The organism is Nocardiopsis sp. KDC1DS13DA1 (genome assembly GCF_055632325.1).
In genome coordinates this window covers 37,262-56,376 of sequence record NZ_JBVMUY010000052.1, presented here as the reverse complement: position 1 = coordinate 56,376, position 19,115 = coordinate 37,262, and the positions used below count along the sequence as shown (strand labels likewise).

The 19,115-nt window shown below is 69.5% G+C and carries 22 protein-coding genes and 2 tRNA genes; 14 read left to right on the top strand and 10 right to left on the bottom strand.

Annotated features, from left to right (window positions below):
- Positions 1-12: 12 nt before the first annotated feature.
- From ACTVAJ_RS28240 to ACTVAJ_RS28230, 3 genes are all read right to left on the bottom strand, one after another.
- Complete coding sequence (locus tag ACTVAJ_RS28240; protein ID WP_470391332.1) at positions 13-210, bottom strand: hypothetical protein; 198 nt, start codon at positions 208-210, stop codon at positions 13-15.
- Positions 211-341: 131 nt separating this feature from the next.
- Positions 342-1,079, bottom strand: a complete 738-nt coding sequence (locus ACTVAJ_RS28235) for an rRNA methyltransferase (RefSeq protein WP_470391331.1) — start codon at positions 1,077-1,079, stop codon at positions 342-344.
- A gap of 117 nt (positions 1,080-1,196) precedes the next feature.
- Positions 1,197-1,271: transfer RNA gene (locus ACTVAJ_RS28230), tRNA-Asp, on the bottom strand.
- Positions 1,272-1,368: 97 nt separating this feature from the next.
- Between ACTVAJ_RS28230 and ACTVAJ_RS28225 the strand changes: the two genes are divergently transcribed.
- A complete protein-coding gene (locus tag ACTVAJ_RS28225) occupies positions 1,369-1,776 on the top strand; it encodes an RNA-binding S4 domain-containing protein (protein WP_470391330.1) in 408 nt (135 codons plus the stop codon).
- 25 nt (positions 1,777-1,801) lie between these two features.
- Here the strand turns inward: ACTVAJ_RS28225 and ACTVAJ_RS28220 are convergent, their stop codons facing one another.
- The 6 genes from ACTVAJ_RS28220 to ACTVAJ_RS28195 all read right to left on the bottom strand — a co-directional run bounded on the left by ACTVAJ_RS28220 (position 1,802) and on the right by ACTVAJ_RS28195 (position 7,648).
- A complete protein-coding gene (locus tag ACTVAJ_RS28220) occupies positions 1,802-2,593 on the bottom strand; it encodes an alpha/beta fold hydrolase (protein ID WP_470391329.1) in 792 nt (263 codons plus the stop codon).
- A 187-nt stretch (positions 2,594-2,780) separates the two neighbouring features.
- Positions 2,781-3,626 carry an ABC transporter ATP-binding protein gene (locus ACTVAJ_RS28215; RefSeq protein WP_470391328.1) on the bottom strand — a complete coding sequence of 282 codons (846 nt, stop codon included), beginning with the start codon at positions 3,624-3,626 and terminating at the stop codon, positions 2,781-2,783.
- Position 3,627: 1 nt separating this feature from the next.
- Entirely contained in the window at positions 3,628-4,728 is a 1,101-nt protein-coding gene (locus ACTVAJ_RS28210) for a FecCD family ABC transporter permease (protein WP_470391327.1), read from the bottom strand.
- Positions 4,725-5,777, bottom strand: a complete 1,053-nt coding sequence (locus tag ACTVAJ_RS28205; RefSeq protein ID WP_470391326.1) for a FecCD family ABC transporter permease — start codon at positions 5,775-5,777, stop codon at positions 4,725-4,727. The genes ACTVAJ_RS28210 and ACTVAJ_RS28205 overlap by 4 nt, the downstream gene beginning before the upstream one ends.
- 13 nt (positions 5,778-5,790) lie before the next feature.
- Positions 5,791-6,831, bottom strand: a complete 1,041-nt coding sequence (locus ACTVAJ_RS28200; RefSeq protein WP_470391325.1) for an iron-siderophore ABC transporter substrate-binding protein — start codon at positions 6,829-6,831, stop codon at positions 5,791-5,793.
- A gap of 229 nt (positions 6,832-7,060) precedes the next feature.
- The gene (locus ACTVAJ_RS28195; RefSeq protein ID WP_470391324.1) at positions 7,061-7,648 is read right to left on the bottom strand and encodes a TetR/AcrR family transcriptional regulator; all 588 of its coding nucleotides are present in this window, start codon (positions 7,646-7,648) and stop codon (positions 7,061-7,063) included.
- Positions 7,649-7,779: 131 nt separating this feature from the next.
- Here ACTVAJ_RS28195 and ACTVAJ_RS28190 point away from each other — a divergent pair, with 131 nt between their 5' ends.
- Together ACTVAJ_RS28190 and ACTVAJ_RS28185 are read left to right on the top strand one after the other, a co-directional pair.
- The gene (locus ACTVAJ_RS28190) at positions 7,780-8,358 is read left to right on the top strand and encodes a dihydrofolate reductase family protein (protein ID WP_470391323.1); all 579 of its coding nucleotides are present in this window, start codon (positions 7,780-7,782) and stop codon (positions 8,356-8,358) included.
- A gap of 158 nt (positions 8,359-8,516) precedes the next feature.
- Positions 8,517-8,930, top strand: a complete 414-nt coding sequence (locus ACTVAJ_RS28185) for a spore-associated protein A (protein WP_470391322.1) — start codon at positions 8,517-8,519, stop codon at positions 8,928-8,930.
- Positions 8,931-9,113: 183 nt separating this feature from the next.
- On the opposite strand, the gene ACTVAJ_RS28180 is transcribed toward ACTVAJ_RS28185, so the two are convergent.
- Positions 9,114-9,192 (bottom strand) — tRNA-Phe (locus ACTVAJ_RS28180).
- Between the two features lie 457 nt (positions 9,193-9,649).
- Between ACTVAJ_RS28180 and ACTVAJ_RS28175 the strand changes: the two genes are divergently transcribed.
- The 11 genes from ACTVAJ_RS28175 (at position 9,650) to ACTVAJ_RS28125 (ending at position 19,047) form a co-directional block, all read left to right on the top strand.
- Positions 9,650-10,495: a DUF4231 domain-containing protein gene (locus ACTVAJ_RS28175; protein ID WP_470391321.1), complete on the top strand. Its 846-nt coding sequence runs from the start codon at positions 9,650-9,652 to the stop codon at positions 10,493-10,495.
- An 88-nt stretch (positions 10,496-10,583) separates the two neighbouring features.
- Complete coding sequence (locus tag ACTVAJ_RS28170) at positions 10,584-11,381, top strand: helix-turn-helix domain-containing protein (protein ID WP_470391320.1); 798 nt, start codon at positions 10,584-10,586, stop codon at positions 11,379-11,381.
- Positions 11,382-11,478: 97 nt separating this feature from the next.
- Positions 11,479-11,859, top strand: a complete 381-nt coding sequence (locus tag ACTVAJ_RS28165; protein ID WP_470391319.1) for an ATP-binding protein — start codon at positions 11,479-11,481, stop codon at positions 11,857-11,859.
- Between the two features lie 164 nt (positions 11,860-12,023).
- Entirely contained in the window at positions 12,024-12,866 is an 843-nt protein-coding gene (locus tag ACTVAJ_RS28160) for a sigma-70 RNA polymerase sigma factor region 4 domain-containing protein (RefSeq protein WP_470391318.1), read from the top strand.
- Positions 12,867-12,869: 3 nt separating this feature from the next.
- Positions 12,870-13,652, top strand: coding sequence for a protein phosphatase 2C domain-containing protein (locus ACTVAJ_RS28155; protein WP_470391317.1), 783 nt, complete (start codon positions 12,870-12,872; stop codon positions 13,650-13,652).
- A gap of 123 nt (positions 13,653-13,775) precedes the next feature.
- Complete coding sequence (locus ACTVAJ_RS28150; protein WP_470391316.1) at positions 13,776-14,180, top strand: plasmid replication, integration and excision activator; 405 nt, start codon at positions 13,776-13,778, stop codon at positions 14,178-14,180.
- Positions 14,181-14,287: 107 nt separating this feature from the next.
- Entirely contained in the window at positions 14,288-14,533 is a 246-nt protein-coding gene (locus ACTVAJ_RS28145) for a hypothetical protein (protein WP_470391315.1), read from the top strand.
- Positions 14,533-15,939, top strand: coding sequence for an FtsK/SpoIIIE domain-containing protein (locus ACTVAJ_RS28140; RefSeq protein WP_470391314.1), 1,407 nt, complete (start codon positions 14,533-14,535; stop codon positions 15,937-15,939). The genes ACTVAJ_RS28145 and ACTVAJ_RS28140 overlap by 1 nt, the downstream gene beginning before the upstream one ends.
- A complete protein-coding gene (locus tag ACTVAJ_RS28135; protein ID WP_470391313.1) occupies positions 15,939-17,624 on the top strand; it encodes a replication initiator in 1,686 nt (561 codons plus the stop codon). The genes ACTVAJ_RS28140 and ACTVAJ_RS28135 overlap by 1 nt, the downstream gene beginning before the upstream one ends.
- A gap of 2 nt (positions 17,625-17,626) precedes the next feature.
- On the top strand, positions 17,627-17,803 hold the full coding sequence (locus tag ACTVAJ_RS28130; protein WP_470391312.1) for a helix-turn-helix domain-containing protein: 177 nt from the start codon (positions 17,627-17,629) through the stop codon (positions 17,801-17,803).
- Positions 17,800-19,047, top strand: coding sequence for a tyrosine-type recombinase/integrase (locus ACTVAJ_RS28125; RefSeq protein ID WP_470391311.1), 1,248 nt, complete (start codon positions 17,800-17,802; stop codon positions 19,045-19,047). Before ACTVAJ_RS28130 ends, ACTVAJ_RS28125 begins: the two co-directional genes overlap by 4 nt.
- Positions 19,048-19,115 lie beyond the last annotated feature (68 nt).

Genomic DNA, 19,115 nt, shown 5'->3' with positions numbered 1-19,115 from the left:
GGTGGGACGCGCTCACCTCGGCCGGTGCGGGTACCCGTGCCGACCGCGCACGGGGCGGTCCGGTACGACGGCCGGATAGTCGTCCATCCGGGTGAGGGCGGTCCCGTCCTCGGTGGGGACCTCCCTGGAGCAGGGTCCCACGCGGTTCACTCCGTGGGCCGGACGCGCCGGACGCCCCCAGAAGACCCCGCCCTCGCCTCGTGCCGTCATGAGGACAACCCCCGTTCGCCTCTGCGTACCCCGGCGGACCGCACCCCAGGCCGGCCACGTTCCGTAACTGAATATGCCTGATCCGGCACGGATGTCACGTTTCCCACTCCGGAGTGGGCGGCAATCGGTTCTCAGACGGAGGTGGAGGACGCCACGTCGCGGGCGCGGACGAGGACCGCCGAACGGTTGCCGACCCGCACGCGTTCGAGCGCGCGCACCCCCTCGGGCAGCGCGATCCGCCGCGTGCGCGCCGTGACCACCACGACGGCCCGCTCCGGCAGGACGCGGCCGAGCGAGGCCAGGAGGGCGCCCACCGGGTCCTGCCCCGGCACGGCACCGGACCACCGGGTCATCTCCCCGTAGGGCACGTCCGTCACCACGAGGTCGGCGTCCGCCGGTTCGTCGAGGGTGAACACGTCGGCCACCGCCGAGTCGTGCGGCAGGTCACCGCCCATCGCGGCCAGACCGGCGGCGAGGTTGGCCGCCGCCTCGGCCCGCTCCACGAACGCCACCCGCCCGAAGTCCCGGGCCGACCTGCGCAGCTCCGCCTCACGCTCCGCCAGGCCGGAGGCCGTCAGCAGTTCCAGGTTGCGCGCCGCGAGCTCGACCGCGTCGGCGTCCACGTCCGACGCGCGTACGTGGGAGATCCGGTCGCGGTGGAGCAGCCCCAGCACCGTCACCAGGTAGCCGCCGCCGCAGCAGGGGTCCCACAGGCGCACCGGGGTGTCGTGTACGTGGGCCAGCGCGCGTTGGAAGAGCTCACTCGCCAGCCGCACGGGAAAGCCCGGGTACCCGGGCGCCGAACGCAGTACCTGGCCGCTCGCCAACGCCGAGTGGTCCGCCCGCTCGGTGGCGTACCGGTAGCCCAACGTGCCGTCATCCTTCCGTGCCCGGTGTCGTCGCCTCCGAGGGGGACCTTCCCCCTCGTGCGGGTTCCACCCCACAACGACAGGAGCCCGGCACCTCACGGTGCCGGGCTCCGGCTGCGGTCCTGACGGGATTTGAACCCGCGGCCTCCACCTTGACAGGGTGGCGAGCACTCCTAACTGCTCCACAGGACCTCGTTGCAGGAACAACTCTAGCGCGACTTCGGAGTACTTCGTACCGCCAGCCGCCTAAAGTGACTCACAACGCCCGACGAGACCGAGAGGAGACGGTGTGAGCGACCCGTCGGCGCCCCTGCCGCCCGGACCCGAAACCACCCGGGTCGACCGCTGGCTGTGGGCCGTCCGCCTCACCAAGACCAGGTCGGACGCGGCCCAGGCCTGCCGTGGCGGCCACGTCCGCGTCAACGGCCGCCCCGCCAAGGCGGCCACCGCGGTGAAGGCCGGGGACGAGGTCCGCGTCCGCCTGCACGGCGCGACGCGGCTGGTCGACGTGAGCCATGTCATCGTCAAGAGGGTCGGAGCACCCATCGCGACGCGGTGTTACGTCGACAGGACACCCGCCCCTCCGCCCCAGGCGACCGGACCCGTGATCCGGCGGGACCGGGGCGCGGGCCGTCCGACCAAGCGCGACCGGCGCCAGCTCGACAGGCTGCGCACCGACCAGGGGCCGCCCGCCTGACCTCGGGCACGGCGCCGGTCCCGGGTCAGCGGGTCAGCGGGTGTCGCGCCAGGAAGCCGAGGGCCTCCCGGCTGGCCTGGGGCTCCGCCTCGTGCGGGTATCCGTGGCGGACCCCGGGCAGGACCGACAGGCGTGCGCCGGGGATGCGGTCGGCCAGCAGCTTCGCGTTGGCGACGGGGGTGAGCTCGTCGTCCTCGCCGTGCAGGACCAGGGTCGGCGCGGTGATGCCGGGGAGCAGGTCCCAGCCGTCGTGGTGGAGACTGGCCTCGTAGTGCCGCCGCTGGGCGCGCAGGGGGTTGTGCGGCACGATCGTGGCGACGGTGTCCGGGTGCGCGTCGGCCCAGGCCGGTGTGTAGAACAGGTGCGCGATGAGCCCGCGCCCCTCCTCGGTGTTGGCCCTGCGCAGCGCCATCGACGCCTCGGCGGGGCGCTCGACCTCGTGCTTGCCTCCCGGCGCGGTCGAGCCCAGGACGAGGGCTCCGACCCGTTCGGGGAAGGCGGCGGCGAGCGTCTGCGCGACCTTGCCGCCCATGGAGAAGCCGTAGACGTGGGCGCGCCCGGCACCGAGGTCGTCCAGGACGGCGACGGCGTCGCGGGCGAGGAGGTCCATCGTGTAGGGCGCGTCGACCGGGGCGTCACTGCCGCCGGTACCGCGCAGGTCCATCCGGACGACCCGGTGGTGCCGGGCGAGGTTCTCGGCGACCCCGTTCCACATGGTGTGGTCGAGGGACTGTCCGTGGACGAGGAGCAGGGGCTCACCCCCACCGAGGGTGTCGTACCAGATCCGGGTGCCGTCTGCGGCGATCGCGTGGCTCACGTGCGCGGACACTACCCCAGCGGCCGCGAACGCGCCGCGGTCCGGGTCACACCGCACCGGTCCGGCCGCGGTGCGCGGCGCCCGGGAGCGGGCGACCGCCCGAACCCGGCACGGTCGACGGCCGCCGTGCGGGCGGAGGCCGCCGCCACGAGGCCGGCGCCCAGGAGGAGCGCCACGGGGCCACCCCTCAGCCCGGCAGGTGCTCGGGGTTGCGCACCAGCGGCGACAGGCACGGGGTACCGGCGACCGGGTCCGGATACACCTTCGCCGCCAGCCCGAAGACGTCGCGGACCAGTTCCTCGGTGACCACGTCCCTGGGACTCCCGGAGGCGTAGACCCGTCCCTCCCGCATCGCCACCAGGTGGTCGGAGTAGCGCGCGGCCAGGTTGAGGTCGTGCAGGACCATGACGACCGTGGTGCCCTGGGTCCGGTTCAGCTCCAGCAGCAGGTCCAGGACCTCCACCTGGTGGGCGATGTCGAGGAAGGTCGTCGGTTCGTCCAGCAGCAGCAGGTCGGTGCGCTGGGCGAGGGTCATCGCGATCCACACCCGCTGCCGCTGCCCGCCGGACAGCTCGTCCACGGACCGCTCCGCGAGGTCCAGCGTGTCCGTGGCCGCCAACGCGTCCTGGACCGCCCGGTCGTCCTCGGCCGTCCAGCGGCGGAACCAGCCCTGGTGCGGATAGCGCCCCCGGCCCACGAGGTCGGCGACCGTGATCCCCTCGGGCGCGACCGGGTTCTGCGGCAGCAGCCCGACGACCCGGGCGACGTCGCGGGTGGCCAGGCCGTGGATGTCCGAGCCGTTGAGCAGTACCCTTCCCGAACGCGGGGTCAGCAGCCGGGCCAGGCCGCGCAGCAGCGTGGACTTGCCGCAGCCGTTCGCGCCGACGATCGAGGTGACCACGCCCGGCGGCACACTGACCGTGAGGTCGTGGACGACGGGGTCCTCCCCGTAGCCGAGCGTCAGCCCCTCGGTCTCCAGGGAGGTGAAGGCGCCGGTCGGCTGCGCCGCCCTCCCGCTGTCGGTCAGAGTCATGTCAACCACCCGCCCCGGACCGGTTGGTCCGCATGAGGAGCCAGAGAAGGTACGGAGCGCCCACGACACCGGTAACCACGCCCACGGGGAGGGTGATCCCGGGGATCGTGAACTGCGCGATGAGGTCGGACGCGAGCATGATCACGGCGCCGACCAGCGCCGCGGGGACCAGGGCCAATCGCCCCGACCCCACGGTACGCCGGGCGATCGGTGCGCTGACCAGGGCGACGAAGGCGACCGGTCCGGTGACCGCCACCGCCGATGAGGCCAGCGCCACCGAGACCAGCAGCAGCCAGAGCCGTGAGCGCTCCACGGAGACGCCCAGGGCGGCCGCCGGGTCGTCGCCGAGCTCCAACGAGCGCAGTCGAGGACCCAGGACGGCCAACAGCGCCACCAGGGACCCGGCGCAGGCCAGCAGCGGGTTCAGGGTGGGCCAGTCGGCGCGGGCCAGGCTGCCCGTGATCCAGGTCAGCGCCACCGTCGCGTCGCGGACGTCCGTCTGGGTGAGGACCCAGGAGACGACGCTCGTGGCCAGGGCGGCCACGCCGATGCCCGCGAGCAGGAGCCGGTATCCGACCACGCCGCGCCGCCAGGCCAGCAGGTAGATCGCGACCGCCGCGCCGACACCGCCCAGGGAGACCACCCCGGTCAGGGCCAGCCCGCTGATCCCCAGGTAGACCACGCCGACGACCCCGGCCGCGCTGGCCCCGTGGGTGATACCGATGATGTCCGGGCTGGCCAGGGGGTTGCGGACGATGCTCTGCAGCAGGGCGCCGGACAGTCCCAGGCACGCCCCGGCGGCCACCGCCGTGAGCAGGCGGGGCAGCCGCAGCTCCACGACGACGAAGCGGGTGACCTGGTCGGCGTGTCCGGTGAGGAGTTCGCCGAGTTCGGGCAGGGACACCGACGCCCGGCCCATGCTCACCCCGAGCACCATGAGCCCCAGAAGCATGACCAGGAGTACGAGTGTGACGCCGAGTTCGCGCCGGTTCCCGCGCAGGCGGACGGCGCGGACGGCGCCGCCCCGCACGGTGGCGGGCGGCCGGTCGGGGGTCGGCCGGGGGGCGGACGATCCGCGCACGGTCCCCGGGTCGCGTGTCACAGCCGCACCGCCCTTCCCCGTCGGACCAGGGCGATGAACAGCGGCGCGCCGATCGCCGCGGTGACGATCCCCACCTGGAGTTCCCCGGGCCGCGCGACCACACGCGCGAGGACGTCGCAGGCCAGGAGGAGGGTCGGCGCGGCGAGCGCGCTGAACGGCAGGATCAGGCGGTAGTCGAGGCCGACGACGAACCGTGCCGCGTGCGGCACGAGCAGTCCGACGAAGCCGATCGGCCCGACGGCCGCCGTGGCGGCGCCGCACAGCGCGATGATCGCGAGGGCGGCCAGTCCGCGGGTGCGGACCAGGTTCTGGCCCAGTCCGCGCGCCACGTCCTCGCCGAGGGCGAGGCCGTTGAGGGCCCGCCCCAGGCTCAGGGCGACGACCGCCCCCGCCAGGACGAACGGCGCGGTGCGCAGGAACACCGGCAGGTCGCGGGCGGCCAGCGCGCCCACCTGCCAGAACCGCATCTGGTCGAGGGTGGACTGGTCGATGAGGAGGACGGCCGTCACGATCGAGGTCAACGCGGCCGTGACGGCCGCCCCCGCGAGTGCGAGCTTGACCGGGGTGGCGCCCTCGCGGCCCAGGCTCGACACCCCGTACACGACCGTCGCCGCCAGGGCGGCGCCCGCGAAGGCGAACCAGACGTATCCGCCCGGAGAGGCCACACCGAGGAGGCTGATCGCGGCCACCACGGCCAGGGAGGCCCCCGCGTTGATCCCGAGCAGCCCGGGGTCGGCGAGGGGGTTGCGGGTCAGTCCCTGCATGACCGAGCCAGCCATGCCCAGGGCGGCACCCGCCGCGAGCCCGACGAGGGTGCGCGGCACCCGCCGGTCGACGACGACCAGGTGCTCCGGGTCGGACAGGTCGGTGTTGAGCAGCGCGTCGGCGACGACGTGGAGCGGCAGGGGGTTGGCCCCCACCGCGAGGCTGCACGCCGCGGCGGCCGCGAGTCCCGCGCCCAGCAGGACGAAGCCCAGCGGGGCGCGGAACCGACCGCGTGGTCGGACGGCGGGGGCGGTTCCGGTCCCGCCCCCGGTCGTGGTGGTCATGTCGGCGTCCGTGCTACTCGACGTTCTCGGCCGCGGCGGCCAGCTCCGGCACGTACCGGTCGAGCATCCAGGGGATGGACAGGACGGTGGGGGCGCTGCTGGCCATCACGAAGTCCTCGCCGACGATCGGGGCGAAGCGGTCCTCCCGGATCGCGGGCATGGCGGCGACGAGCGGGTCGGAGGTGAACTCCTCCAGGGCGGCCTCGTCCGCGAAGTACATGACCAGGACGTCGGCCTCGATCTCCTGGAGGTTCTCGTAGGAGACCTGGAAGAAGAACGAGTCGTCGGGGTCGGCGTCCAGACCGGTCACGCTGGCGCTGGGCTCCATCCCCAGGTCCGTGAGCATCTCGACGCGGGGGTCGTACTCCCGGTAGACGTTGAGCACGTCCGCCTCGTTCGCGGCGGCGTAGAAGAAGGTGGTGCCCTCCAGGACGGGGTGCTCGGCGGCGAGCCCCTCGACCTGTTCCCGGGTCTGCGCCAGGAGGCCGTCGGCCTCCTCCTCCATGCCGAGCGCCCTGCCCACGATGTCGACCTGCTCCTGCCACGTGGTGGCCCAGGGCTGGTCGGGGTAGGCGACGGTGGGGGCGATCTCGGAGAGGCGGTCGAAGTCCTCCTGGGTGAGCCCGGAGTTGGGGGCGAGGATCACGTCGGGGCGGGCCTCGACGATCTCCTCCAGGGGCGGGGCGTCGGCGTGCGCTCCGGTGAGGACGGTGGGGCTCTCGCCGCCGATCTCGGCGATCCGCTCGGCGTCCCAGGGGAAGATGCCGTTCTCGTCGCCGCCGTAGTCGTTGCGGGGCATGGCGACCGGCATGACGTCGAGGGCGAGGACGACGTCCTGGGCGGACCATCCCCAGGTGACCACGCGTTCGGGCTGCTCGGGGATGACCGCCTCGCCGAGGGCGCTGTCGATGGTGACGGGGAAGGCGCCGTCGCCGCCGCCGTCCGGGGCGGCCGGGTCCTCGGTGTCGCCTCCGGAGCAGGCGGACAGGAGAGCGGTCAGGGCGAGCCCGGCGGCGGCGTACCGTGCGGGTCTGGGCAGGTGTACTGCGGGCATGCGAAAGGGCTCCTCAACATGGGCGTGGCCGAACCTCCGCCGACCGTCGGCGGCATGGCGAGGGCTGGTTAGGCAAGGCTAACAAAACCTCTGGCCCGCCGTGACCCGGCCCCCACCTCGTTGGACGCGTCCCCGCAGGTGGGGGCGGTGTCACCGTCGGTGACGGGCACGGCGGACCCCGGCAGGAGCCGCCGCACCCCCGCGCGAACCCCTCCGGACGGAACCGTCGTCAGGCGGAGCCGTCGCCCCCGGGAACGACGCGCTCGACCGCCGCGTCCACCAGCTCGCGGGCGCGTTCCTCGGAGATGACCTCGGGCAGGGTCAGCCGGTCCAGGATCAGCCAGTTCAGCGCCAGGTAGAGCAGGGTGACGGAGGTGTCGCCCCCGGGAAAGCCGGTACGGACGTGGAAGTCGATGTTGGCGTCGAGGTCCGCGCGGACCCGCTCGGTGAGCAGGCGGCGCAGCTCCGGACGGCGCGTGGCCTCCAGCCGCAGTTCGAGTTGGGCGAGGAAGCCGGAGCGGAAGTCGCTGACCCGGCCCACGGTCTCGTGCATGAGCTCGGCGACACGGGCGCGGTCGTGCGGCCCCTCCTGGGCGGCGGCGAGGAGGTCGACCCCGGGCTCCAGCCGTTCGTAGAAGCGGTGGCCGACCTGGGTGAGCAGGTCGTCGCGGTTGTTGAAGTAGTTGGAGGCCGTGCCGACCGGGACGCCCGCCTCCTGGTCCACGGCGCGGAAGGTCAGGCCGCGCGCGCCCTCACGGGCGAGCACCTCGATGGCGGCGTCGAGCAGGGCGGCCCGGCGCTCGGGATTCTTGCGCATGACGATTCTCCTCCAGTCGGATTGACATCACTTCAAACGTAGTACTACATTTAAACCACTCCACACGAAGTACTACAAGCAACGTGAGAAGAGGGGCCGCGCGCCCGTCCGACCACGGAGAGAGGACGCCTGTGCGCAAGCTCGTCTACTACGTCGGCATGTCCATCGACGGCTACATCGCGGGCCCCGGGGACGAGATCGACGACTTCCCGGTGACCCAGGACGTGATCGACCTCATCGTCGAGGACTTCCCGGACACCCTGCCCACCCACGTGCGCGAACACCTGGGAGTGGACGTCCCGAACCCGAACTTCGCGGTCGTCGTCCAGGGCCGGTCGACCTACGAACCCGCCCTGAAGCTGGGGATCACCAGCCCGTACGCCCACCTGAGGCAGTACGTGGTGTCGGGGAGCCTCGGAGAGAGCGGGGACCCCTCGGTGGAGGTCATCGCCACGGACGTCGTGGAGCGGGTCCGGGAGCTGAAGGCCGAGGAGTCCGGGGAGGAGGGGGACGTCTACCTGGCGGGAGGGGGCCACCTGGCGGGCGCCCTGCTCCCGGAGATCGACTCGCTGGTCGTCAAGGTCTACCCGGTCGTACTGGGCACGGGCGTCCCGCTGTTCCGGGCCGACTTCTCACCGACCCGCCTCACGCTCAGGAACGCCCGCCCCCTGGAGAGCGGCACGGTCGTCCTGACCTACGACAGGCGGTGAGCGGCGGAGGGCGGCCGGGCCCCACCGACCCACCAGCGCCCCCTCACGGCCCGAGCGGCGCACACAACCCACATGCAAGCGGAAGGCAAGCGGCGTGGGTTGGGGTGAACGAACGAAGCGCCGCAAGGAGCGATACGCACGACGACGAACGGAGTCCTGTGTCCCGGATTCGCAAGTCCCTCGTCTACCTCGGTGCACTGGCCATGGTCAGCACGGCCACGGTCGGTCTCGCGTCCGGCACCGCCTCGGCCGCCTCCTACAACGGAGCCTGCGGCAGTGGATACCAGGTGCTCGACAGCCGCAACATCTCGGGGGCGACCGTGTACGTCACCTACAACTACTCCAACGGCTACAACTGCGTGACCACCGTCCGCAACACACCCGGCAGCGCGGTCAACATGGGTGCGGCCGTCAAACGCAGCAGCGACAGCACATGGGTGATCGACGACGACGCGTACACCACCTACGCCGGCCCCGTGTACGTGCACGCGCCGAACCAGTGCATCGACTGGGCCGGCTACTACTCGTCGACGTCCAACCAGGTCATCGTGACCGACGACTTCTGCAACTAGGCTCCGCACCAGGCTGGGGACGTGTAGTCGTGTTCGGGACCAGACCGCTCCCGAACACGGCCGCGCATTGGCCGCAGCCATCCACCAGCACCCGCCACGGTCCACCGACGACCACCGGCACAGCAAAGAGCCCCGCTGCCTGTCTTCCCAGGTGGCGGGGCGTTTTCGCGTGTCTGCGAGAGGTGGCTAGGGGCGGGGTCGAACCGCCGACCTTCCGCTTTTCAGGCGGGGCAGGTGGCGTGACTTGCGGATTCACACCTGTGAGGGTGTCCACCAGCGTTCACCGTCGATCACCCCCGGTTGCTGTCGTTGCTGTCACGCTGCTGTCGCCACCCACGGCCTCGACGTAGGGGAAGACGGCCCACCACAGCGGCACCGCGCGTGCGCTCCTCCGCCCGCCACCACTCCCCAGCCCCAGAACTTCGGCAACCACGGTTCCGGGCCGAGGTGCCCGATAGCGCTGGTGTCGGTTACCCGAGACAGACGCAATCCGCTATCGGGTGCCTCGGGATCTGAGCACGTCATCAACCGATTTCTCCGGAACGGCAACCGTTCGTCGGCGGGTCGCGTCAAAATGCCAATCAGGACGGCCATCGGCCGCGCTCGGGACCGGGCGGCAGCCCGCAGCCCGAGCGGCGGCCGGAGGCCGCTGCGACGGCGCTCGCGCCGTCGCCTTGATTCCATACAGCCCAATTCAGCAAAGAGTCAGATAGGCGAAAATGAGCGAAGACATTGACCGCGAATCTTCAGAAACACAGATCGTCGAAATAGATGAGCTAAGAAGAAAAATAGAGGAATGCAAGAATGCACTTGAATACAACGGCAACATTGAGCGCATTGCCGTTGGCGCAATCATTATATTTACGACGCTCTCCATTGCATCTGCTTCCCTTGTTTTGACACCTTTCCTACTGGCTCCAATCATTGTTCACGTAGTAGCGTCAGTTATTTTTGGAGGTATTGCTGCTTTTGGTTTCGTTTGCTTGCATCAAGGTACCAAGGCGGATAATGAGTGGAAGCAGGAGCTTTCGGAGCTGCGCGATCGCCGAAAATACGCACGAATAAAGCTAGAGCAGTCGACCGACAACAACTGGAGCGCAGTACTCTGGTCCTACCATGCTGAAGTGGCTTCAACTATTGACGAATACAGGAGCAGCGCCCGGAAATACAGGACGATCCACAACCGTTTTCAATTTTTTATCATCATTGCCTCCTCCCTGGTAACCCTCATGGTAACCGCATCCACGAGCATCCCCGGGCTTGAATGGGGGGCCGCGATCCTCAGCTTCCTTGTCGCATCCGCCACCGGAATTACTGGATACTTCAAATATCGCGAACGGGCAGTGAATCTACAAAGAACTGCCGACGAACTTGAAAGGGAGTTCAATTCTGTAGAAATTGGGATTAATGATTACTCGCGAGACGGTGAAGAGAGCTCTGTAAAGCAGCTTCGGATATTCGCAGAGAGAGCAGAAGAGATAAAGAACGAGCAGAGAAAGAGAGAACAGCAGCTTGAACAGTCTCCGGAGCCCCGATCAGGAGCACGGGGGAACGCTAGTCAGTAGCCTCTCTCCTCTACCCTGCGCGCCCCCTGGTTCGATGACCCGCTGGGGCCAACTGACGTTCCCCCCTCAGCTGCGGTAGACCTTGCCTATGGCTGATGGACGACTGAAGGCCGCGGGGCAGACACTGCGCGAGGCTCGGAAGCGGGCGGGGTTCTCGGGAGCCGAGCTGGCATCGCGTGCGGGGGTGACACAGCCGACCGTGTCCCGAGTGGAGAACGGACGCCGGGTCTCCAGCGTGGATGCGGTCGTGAAGATCATCCGGGCCTTGCCCTTCGCCCAAGGGGAGGCGGAACGACTGACCGCCGAGTGGCGCGAGATGTACGCCGCCACCGCCTCAGAGAAGAGGGTGGACGCGGGCGTGTCCCTCGTCGCCGGGGCCGGGCGGAAGCTCCTCGTGACCGCAGCTGAGGTGTGGGCGTTCCAGGACGCCATGATTCCTTCGCTCCTCCAGACAGCCGACTACTCAGGGGCTCGCAACGGCCCCGGGGCGTCTGTGGGTGACCTCGCTGAACTACTCACCGATGGAGGCAAGAGCTTCCGGTTCGTCGTCACTGAGTCGGCGTTGCGCACCTGGCCAGGGTCGGGATCGTTCATGGCCGCTCAGCTTGCTCATCTCCTGGAGGTGGCGGAGAGGCCGAACCTGTCGCTAGCGGTCATCCCGTGGGGCACTGGTTTGCCGGTGCTGCCTCCGCACGGGTTCACAGTCTGCGACCAAGCCGGGGTCCTGGTGGAGACCTACACAACCGAGATGACCCTGACCGGAACCGACCACGTGTCGGCGTACCGGGACGCCTTCGCCCAGCTCGAAGCCGTGGCGGTTGGCGGGGATGTCTGCCGGTCGCTGGTGGAGCGCGTGTCCTCGGACATCACCAAGCTTATGCAGTGAACTCATTGAATAGACTGCGCTTCTTGGCGTAGCCTGCCGTCAAGCAAGGTGTATACCCCTCTAGACGGCGGTGGTCGATGTGCGTAGCTGGGCACGCATGTTCCCTGGACAAGTCGATGAAGTAGCCAAAGCCCGCGCCTTCGTGCGCGCGCTCCTCGAAGGACATCCCGCCGTCGAGGACGCCGAACTGGTCGTCAGTGAGCTGGCCACGAACGCGCTCCTGCACACACGAAGCCGTGGACATCTGGGCATGTTCATCGTCCGGGTGCGCGACTTCGGCGACCGCGTCCGCATCTCCGTCGTGGACTACGGCAGCGAGGACGAGACGCCGCACATCAACCCCTCGGGCTCCACCGCGACATCCGAACACGGTCGCGGGCTGCTCCTCGTCGACCAGTTGGCCAAGGAGTGGGGAGCCGTTCCGGAGCCGGTGGGGACGTGTGTCTGGGCGGACCTGCCCTCCTTCGGCAAGCTGTGACTCCTCGCATGCCCCGTCGGCGGGCTCGCCTGCGCACGGTGGATGCCCTGACCGGTGAGGACGTCTCCCCTCGTCCTTCGACAAAGGCCCTCCTCTCGCCACCCGGTGTTTCTCCCGCACTGTCTAGAGTTCTAGACTCGGGTCTCACAGCCGAGGGGGTGACTATGCCGGGCGAGTACGAACGCATCGCGGAGATCGAGGATCCGTTCCTCCTCCTGCGTGCGGCCACAGAACGCCTGGCCGAGGCCCAACAAGAGGTCACCGAGCTCTCCCGCCTGCGGCGGCGTCTCATCCAGGACCTCCACGCGCAGGGGATGTCCTATGCCCAGATCGCGGACAAGGCGGGACTGAGCCGTGGACGCATTCACCAGATCCGCCACACGGGACCCTCTCCTGAGGCTGCGTTCCTCGGCGTAGGCACGGTGACGATCGCGACGCCCTTGCGGCACGACCAGGTCAAGGACCGGCCCGTGCTGTCCCTGGACGACATGGCGACCGGCCAAGCCCTGGAACAGCTGGTGCGCGGCTTCGACATGCAGGTGAACCCCGACCACGTCACCGTGGACGGGCGTGTGGACCTCAACCGCCCCAACCTGATCGTGGTGTGTGGCCCTGCCATGTCCGAAGTGATGCGCTCGGCCTACGCCACGGATCCCGTGCTCCGGTGGGAGAACCCCGAACCGGGCCTGTGGCTGCTCACCGACACCCAGACGGGCGAGAGCTACCGTTCCGGACAGGAGATGGATCCCCAACTCCCTATGGACGTCGCGTACGTCGGTCGGCTCCCGCGTCCTGACGGCAACGGCACCTTCCTGGCCATCGCGGGCATCCATCCTCAGGGCTCACGCGGTGTCGCACACTTGCTGTCCCAGGAGATCGCCTCACTCTGGGGACAGGTCCGTACCGATCGCTTCTCGGCGCTGGTGCGCACCGAGTACGACCCAAACACGCACGAACCGACCAGAACCGAGCTGATCACCCCCCTGTACCGCCACGACCAGGACTAGCGCATGCCCTTCCGGCTGGCCACGGAACCCGCCCACCCCGGACGCGACAACGAGGACTTCGCGGCCGTGGTCGCCTCCGGCGTTGTACTGCTGGACGGTGTCAGCGCCCCCAAGGGGTGGGACACGGGGTGTTCGCACGGGGTGGCCTGGTACACGCGCCGCCTGGGCGGTCTCCTGGCCGCCAACCTGGACGCTTGGCTCCCTCTGCGCGAGGCCCTGGCCGACGCCATCACCACGGCTGCCCCACTGCACTCCGACACCTGCGACCTGACCAACCAACAGACTCCGTCGGCAACGGTCGTCATGGTCCGGATGGCGGACACGGACCTGGAGTACCTGGTCCTGTCGGACTCGGTCCTGGCCGTGCAAGGCAACGGCGACGGGATCCACGCCATCACGGATGACCGCCTGGAGGACGTCAAGGCCCGGGTGGGCAACGAGGCCGACCCCCAGGAGCGCGCCCGGGCCATTCAGTCTCAGCGCAACGTCCCCGGAGGGTTCTGGACCGCTGGCGTCGACCCTCGCGCGGCGGACGAGGCCATCACCGGAACGCTCCCGTTGGCCGACGTTCGGGCGTTCGCCGTCCTGACCGATGGGGCCACACGAGGAATCGACCTGTTCACCTCGATGACCTGGGCTCACTGCTTCGACCTGATCGCCGAACAGGGTCCGCACGCGGTCATCGATCACGTGCGCCAACAGGAACGAATCGACCCTGACCAGGTGCGATACCCACGCGGAAAGCACAGTGACGACGCGACGGTCGTCGCTTGGACACCCGCCTGAGTAGACCCCTAGACAAGGACTTGCCTCGGTTGCTATCTTCTTCTGCGTAGACCCCTAGACAGTGATCTTCGGCGGACTCTCGCTGCGACTGTCTAGGGGGGTCGACAATCGAAGGGGATGGACATGGCTATTCAGGGTGCGTTGCCGGTGGAGTTCGGGACGGTGTTCCCGCACGGGGCCTTCGCTCTGGGGGTGGAAGCGATCACGGACTTCGAGACCAAGCGTCCGCAGTTGGACAAGGACTCGGGGTTGCCGTTGTGGGCGGTGGACGTGATCGACGCCGATCCGGAAGCGCGGGGCAAGGCCAAGTCGGTGAAGGTCAAGGTCGCAGCTGAGGTGTGCCCGACGCTGCCGGACGAGGTGCCCGGGCTGCCGTTCCGCCCGGTGGAGTTCGAGCAGATGGCGGTCATGCCGTACGTGGACGACAACGGCCGTCGCCCCCGGGTGGCCTACTCCCTGCGGGCGCGCGGGGTGAAGGCTCCTGGTGCCGGTGGTGGGCGTCGCTCCCAGAGCAAGGACGCCGCCTGACCCCTGCCTGAACGTGAAGCGGGGCGGCCTGGTGCGCCAACACCTAGCCGCCCCTTCAAACCCCTACTCGAACCCTGCGAAAGCTTCGTGAAGAGGTGTCTTCAAGTATGTCCGATTACCCCACCGACCTGTCCGGGCTCTCCGGCGCACGGCTGGTTCGGCTGTTCCTGGAAGCGGTGGACACCCCCCGCACCACCCCTGGTGAGTGGGCGGAGTTCTTCGACTTCAAGGCCCGTGTGTTCGCGCTCATCGCGGACCGGGACGGCAACCCCGATGCGGCCCAGGCCGCCGAACGGGCGCGCACCAACCGGGACCGGGTCCTCCACGAGGCCATGGACGGCGGTGACGTCTGATGCCGTCCAAGGTGGGTGCCACTCAGACGTCCCCGACTCTGCCGTCTCCGGCCCAGGGGGTGCGATGGACGACCCCGATCGTGGAGACCCCCGGGATCGTCGTGCTCGCCTCGTGGGTGTGGCGGCTGCTCCGGTTCCTGGTCACGTTGCCGTTCCGGTTCCCCGTCTTGGTCGGCTCGCTGGCCTCCTGCGCTGCGGTGTGGTGGTGGTTCGGCTGGCTGGGCCTGGCCGTGCTGTGGGCAACCGCCACGGTGGCCGCGCTGGTGTGGTGGCGCGTGTGGCCGGACTCCTACCGTCAGTGGGTGACGCTGCGTCTGTTGGCGTGGTGGCGGCACGTGGTGGTCTACCGCCGGCACTGGCAACCCGTCCTGGTCATCTCCGGGCTGGCCGAGTCCTACCAGGAACGCCGCTACCTCCCCCGCATCCGCCGTGTCTCCTGCACCTCCTGGGCCGACCGGGTCCGGGTGACCTTGGTGGCCGGGACCTCCCCGGTCGATTTCGAAACCCGCGTGGCCGAGCTGGCGCACGGGTTCGGTGCCCCGTCCTGTCGTGTGGTGGTGGAGGGGCCTCGACGGATCACCCTGGAGTTCCCCCGACACGACACGTTGGCCGCACCCCTGGACGCCTTCAACGTTACGGACGAGGCGGATCTGTCCGCACTGCCGGTCGGCGTCACCGAAGACGGTTCCGAGTGGCGGCTTCGCCTGCACGGGACGCATGTCCTGGTGGCGGGGGTGACCGGGTCGGGGAAGGGGTCGGTGATCTGGTCCGCCATCCGCGCGATGCTCCCCGCCGTCGCTGACAACACCGCGCAGGTGTGGGCGATCGACCCCAAGCGGATGGAGCTGTCCTACGGCCGGGGCCTGTTCGCCCGCTACGCCGATGATGGCGAATCCGCGGTGGCCGTCCTCGAACTGGCCGTGAGCCAGATGCAGGACCGGGCACGCCGCTACGCCGGTCGCCAGCGCTCCCACGTCCCCACGAACACGGATCCGTTCGTCCTGGTGGTGCTGGACGAGGTGGCGTTCCTGACTGCCTACCACCCTGACCGCGACGTGCGCCGCCGCGCCGAGAACGCCATAGCCACCCTCACCTCCCAGGGCCGTTCGGTCGGCTTCTCGGTGCTCGCCGCTCTCCAGGACCCCCGGAAAGAGGTCATGAACCTTAGGAACCTGTTCCCGGACAAGGTCGCCCTGCGCCTGGACGAGGCGTCCCAGGTGGACATGATCCTGGGGGAGGGCGCCCGGGACCGTGGGGCGAACGCGCATCTGATCGACCCGGGGCTTCCCGGGGTGGGCTACGTCCGCATGGAAGGCTCACCGGCTCCGGTCCGGGTGCGGGCCGCCTACGTGTCCGACGACGACATCACCGCCATGGCCGAGGTCTACGGGTCGGAGGTGGCCTGATGCCCACACCGACCGGGAAGACCACGCGTGCCGAACGGCTCGCGCAACCCCTGGCGCGTGAGGTGGCCGAACAGGTCGCCGCTGACCACGGGGTGTGCATCCGCCCGGTCTCCCTTCGACGCACTGACATCGCCACTGGTGCCACCGAGATTGTTGACGTGCCGTGTGGGTCCACCCTCGAATCCCGGTGTCCCGCCTGCGCCAAGCGGAAGCGGTCGCTACGGCGGACCCAGTGTGAGGAGGGCTGGCACCTGGCTGAGGAACCCGTGGTGGAACCTGACCCGCCCTCGGAGGTGCAACGCTCCTGGGTGGAACAACGGGCCGTGGTCACCGCCGAACGGGAACAACTCGCCTCCACAGGTTCGGCGTCGGCTGAGGACCTGGCCGCACTGGACGCGGCTATCTCGGACCTGGATGAGGAGATCACCGCCTCCGGGCTCCGTGGCTCGGTGACCCGCTCGGGTTCCTCCTCGTCGGGGTCGCGTCGGGTCCGCTCCACCAAGCGGCGTCAGGACGTGCCCGACCTTCCCAAGCGACCCATGACCCGCAAGACGGTCGGGCGGGCCTACACCGACCCCAACACCGGCCGGACGTTCCGGCCGTCGTTGTTCATCACCCTCACCCTCGACTCCTACGGCCGTGTCCGCTCGGACGGGACCCCCGTCGACCCGGCGACCTACGACTACCGGCGGGCTGCTCGGGACGCCCTCCACTTCTCCAAGCTGGTCGATCGGTTCGTGCAGAACCTGCGCCGGGTCGCCGGGTTCGATGTCCAGTACTTCGCGGCCGTGGAACCCCAACGGCGGTTGGCTCCGCACCTGCACATGGCCACCCGGGGCACGATCCCCCGGGCCGAGCTGCGCCAGATCGCCGCCGCGACCTACCACCAGGTGTGGTGGCCCAACGCCGACACCGTTCGCTTCGAGGGTGACCACCTGCCGGTGTGGGACGAGGAAGCCGGAACCTACCTCGACCCGACCACGGGCGAACTCCTGCCCACCTGGGACGAGGCGCTGGACGCCCTGGACGAGGATCCCGACGCCGAACCCCATCACGTGGTGCGGTTCGGCCGACAGGTCGACGCCAAGGGGGTCGTGGCTGGTTCGGCGGACGCTGACCGATGCGTGCGCTACCTGGCCAAGTACCTGACCAAGGACATCGCCGAGTGCCACGAGGTCGAAACGATCTCCCAGGAACAGCACGTGGACCGGCTGCTGGACGCGCTGCGGTTCGAACCGTGCTCGCCCCGGTGCGCGAACTGGCTCCGCTACGGCATCCAACCCGACCAACCCAAGGCGGGACTCCGCCCCGGGTTCTGTCGCTCCAAAGCGCACCGCCGCGAACACCTGGGCTACGCCGGACGCCGCGTGCTCGTCTCCCGGAAGTGGTCGGGCAAGACCCTCGCCGACCACAAGGCGGACCGGCTGGCCTGGGTCCTGGACGCGCTCGGGATCGACCCGAACAACGAGGGCCAGGAGGACGAGAACGACCCCCGCTCACCGGCGCTGACCTCGGTCAACTCCGGACAGTTCGCGTGGGAACTGGCTAGCCCCACCGATCCGGACGTGGCTCCCCGGGAGCGCCGACTACTCCGGGCGGTCGGTGAGTCCCTCAAACGCCGCGCCCAACTCAACGCCGCTCGAACCTCCGAACTTTCGGCAACCCCTGAGCAGGAAGCAGCGTGACCATGACCGAACTCCTCCTGACCGTCGAAGAGGCCGCCGAACGCCTGCGAGTGAGCCGCTGGATGGTCTACAACCTCATCCGCTCCCGCACGCTCCGCACCGTCAAGATCGGGCGTCGCCGTCTCATCCCCGTCGCCGCGCTCTCCGAGTGCCTCGAAGCCCTGGAGGACGCCGCGTGAGCGCCTCTGAGAGCAACAACCGCCGCCGCAGGGGGCGCAGGCGTGCCAACGGTGAGGGAAGCATCTGGCAGCGCAAAGACGGTCGTTACGCCTTCGCTGGGTACGTCCTGACCACTGACGGCACGTACAAGCGTGTCCAGGGCTACGGACGCGACCACGACGACGCCCGCGCGAAGCTGAACAAGCTTCTGGCCGACTCCGACCGGGGTATCCCCGTCGCCTCCGAGAACTGGACCGTGGCGGAGTACCTGGACTACTGGCTGGAACACGTCGTGCGGGCCGAACGCCGCCCCAAGACGGTCCAGGGCTACGAAGGTGTCGTTCGCCGCTACCTTGTCCCCGGCCTGGGGAGGAAGCGGCTGGCCAAGCTCACCGCTCGGGACGTCCGGACCTTCGTCACGGGTGTTCGGCAACTCTGCAAGTGCTGCCGCAACGGCACTGACGCCGCTCGGGACAAGCCGCAGTGCTGCGCGCTCCCCGAACCCCGGTGCTGCAAGCAACACCTGTCGGCGCGCATGGTGCAGTCGATCCACGCCGTGCTCCGCAACGCCCTCCAGACGGCCGTCCGCGAGGAGGTGATCCCGCGCAACGTGGCGTCCCTCGTCAAGGTCTCGCCGCCGCGCTACGCGGTGAACCGGGGCCTGGACGTCGCCCAGTCGCGCCGCCTGCTCAAGGCGTCGGAGAACGACCGGTTCCACGCCCTGTACGTCCTGGCGCTCTGCCTGGGCCTGCGGCGCGGGGAACTGCTCGGGCTGCGTTGGTGTGACGTCGACTTGGACGCGGGGCGCCTGGAGGTCGTCCACACCCTGCAACGGGTCTCCGGCAAACTCACCCTCGTCCCTCCCAAGACGGAGGGCTCGGCTCGAACGGTACCGCTCCCTGGGATCTGCGTGGACGCGCTCAAGGCGCACCGCAAGCGGCAGTTCATCGAACGCTCGGACGCCTTCCCCGGCTGGGAGGAACACGGGCTCGTCTTCCCATCTCGCCGGGGCACTCCCCTGGAGCCGGACAACCTGCGGCGGAGCTGGGAACCGCTGCGTCGGGCGGCGGGCCTGGACGGGATGCGCTTCCACGACCTGCGGCACACCTGCGTGACGCTCCTGCTCAACCTGGAGGTACCGCCCCAGGTGGTCCGGGAGATCGTCGGACACAGCGACATCGGAGTCACGATGACGATCTACGCGCACGCCTCGCTGGACGACAAGCGGCGGGCGCTCGGGAAGCTGGGGAACGCGCTCGGCTGAGCCGGTTGCTGTCACGTTGCTGTCAAAAAACGCCCGGGGCCTGTGGCCTCCGGGCGTGTTCCCTGTTC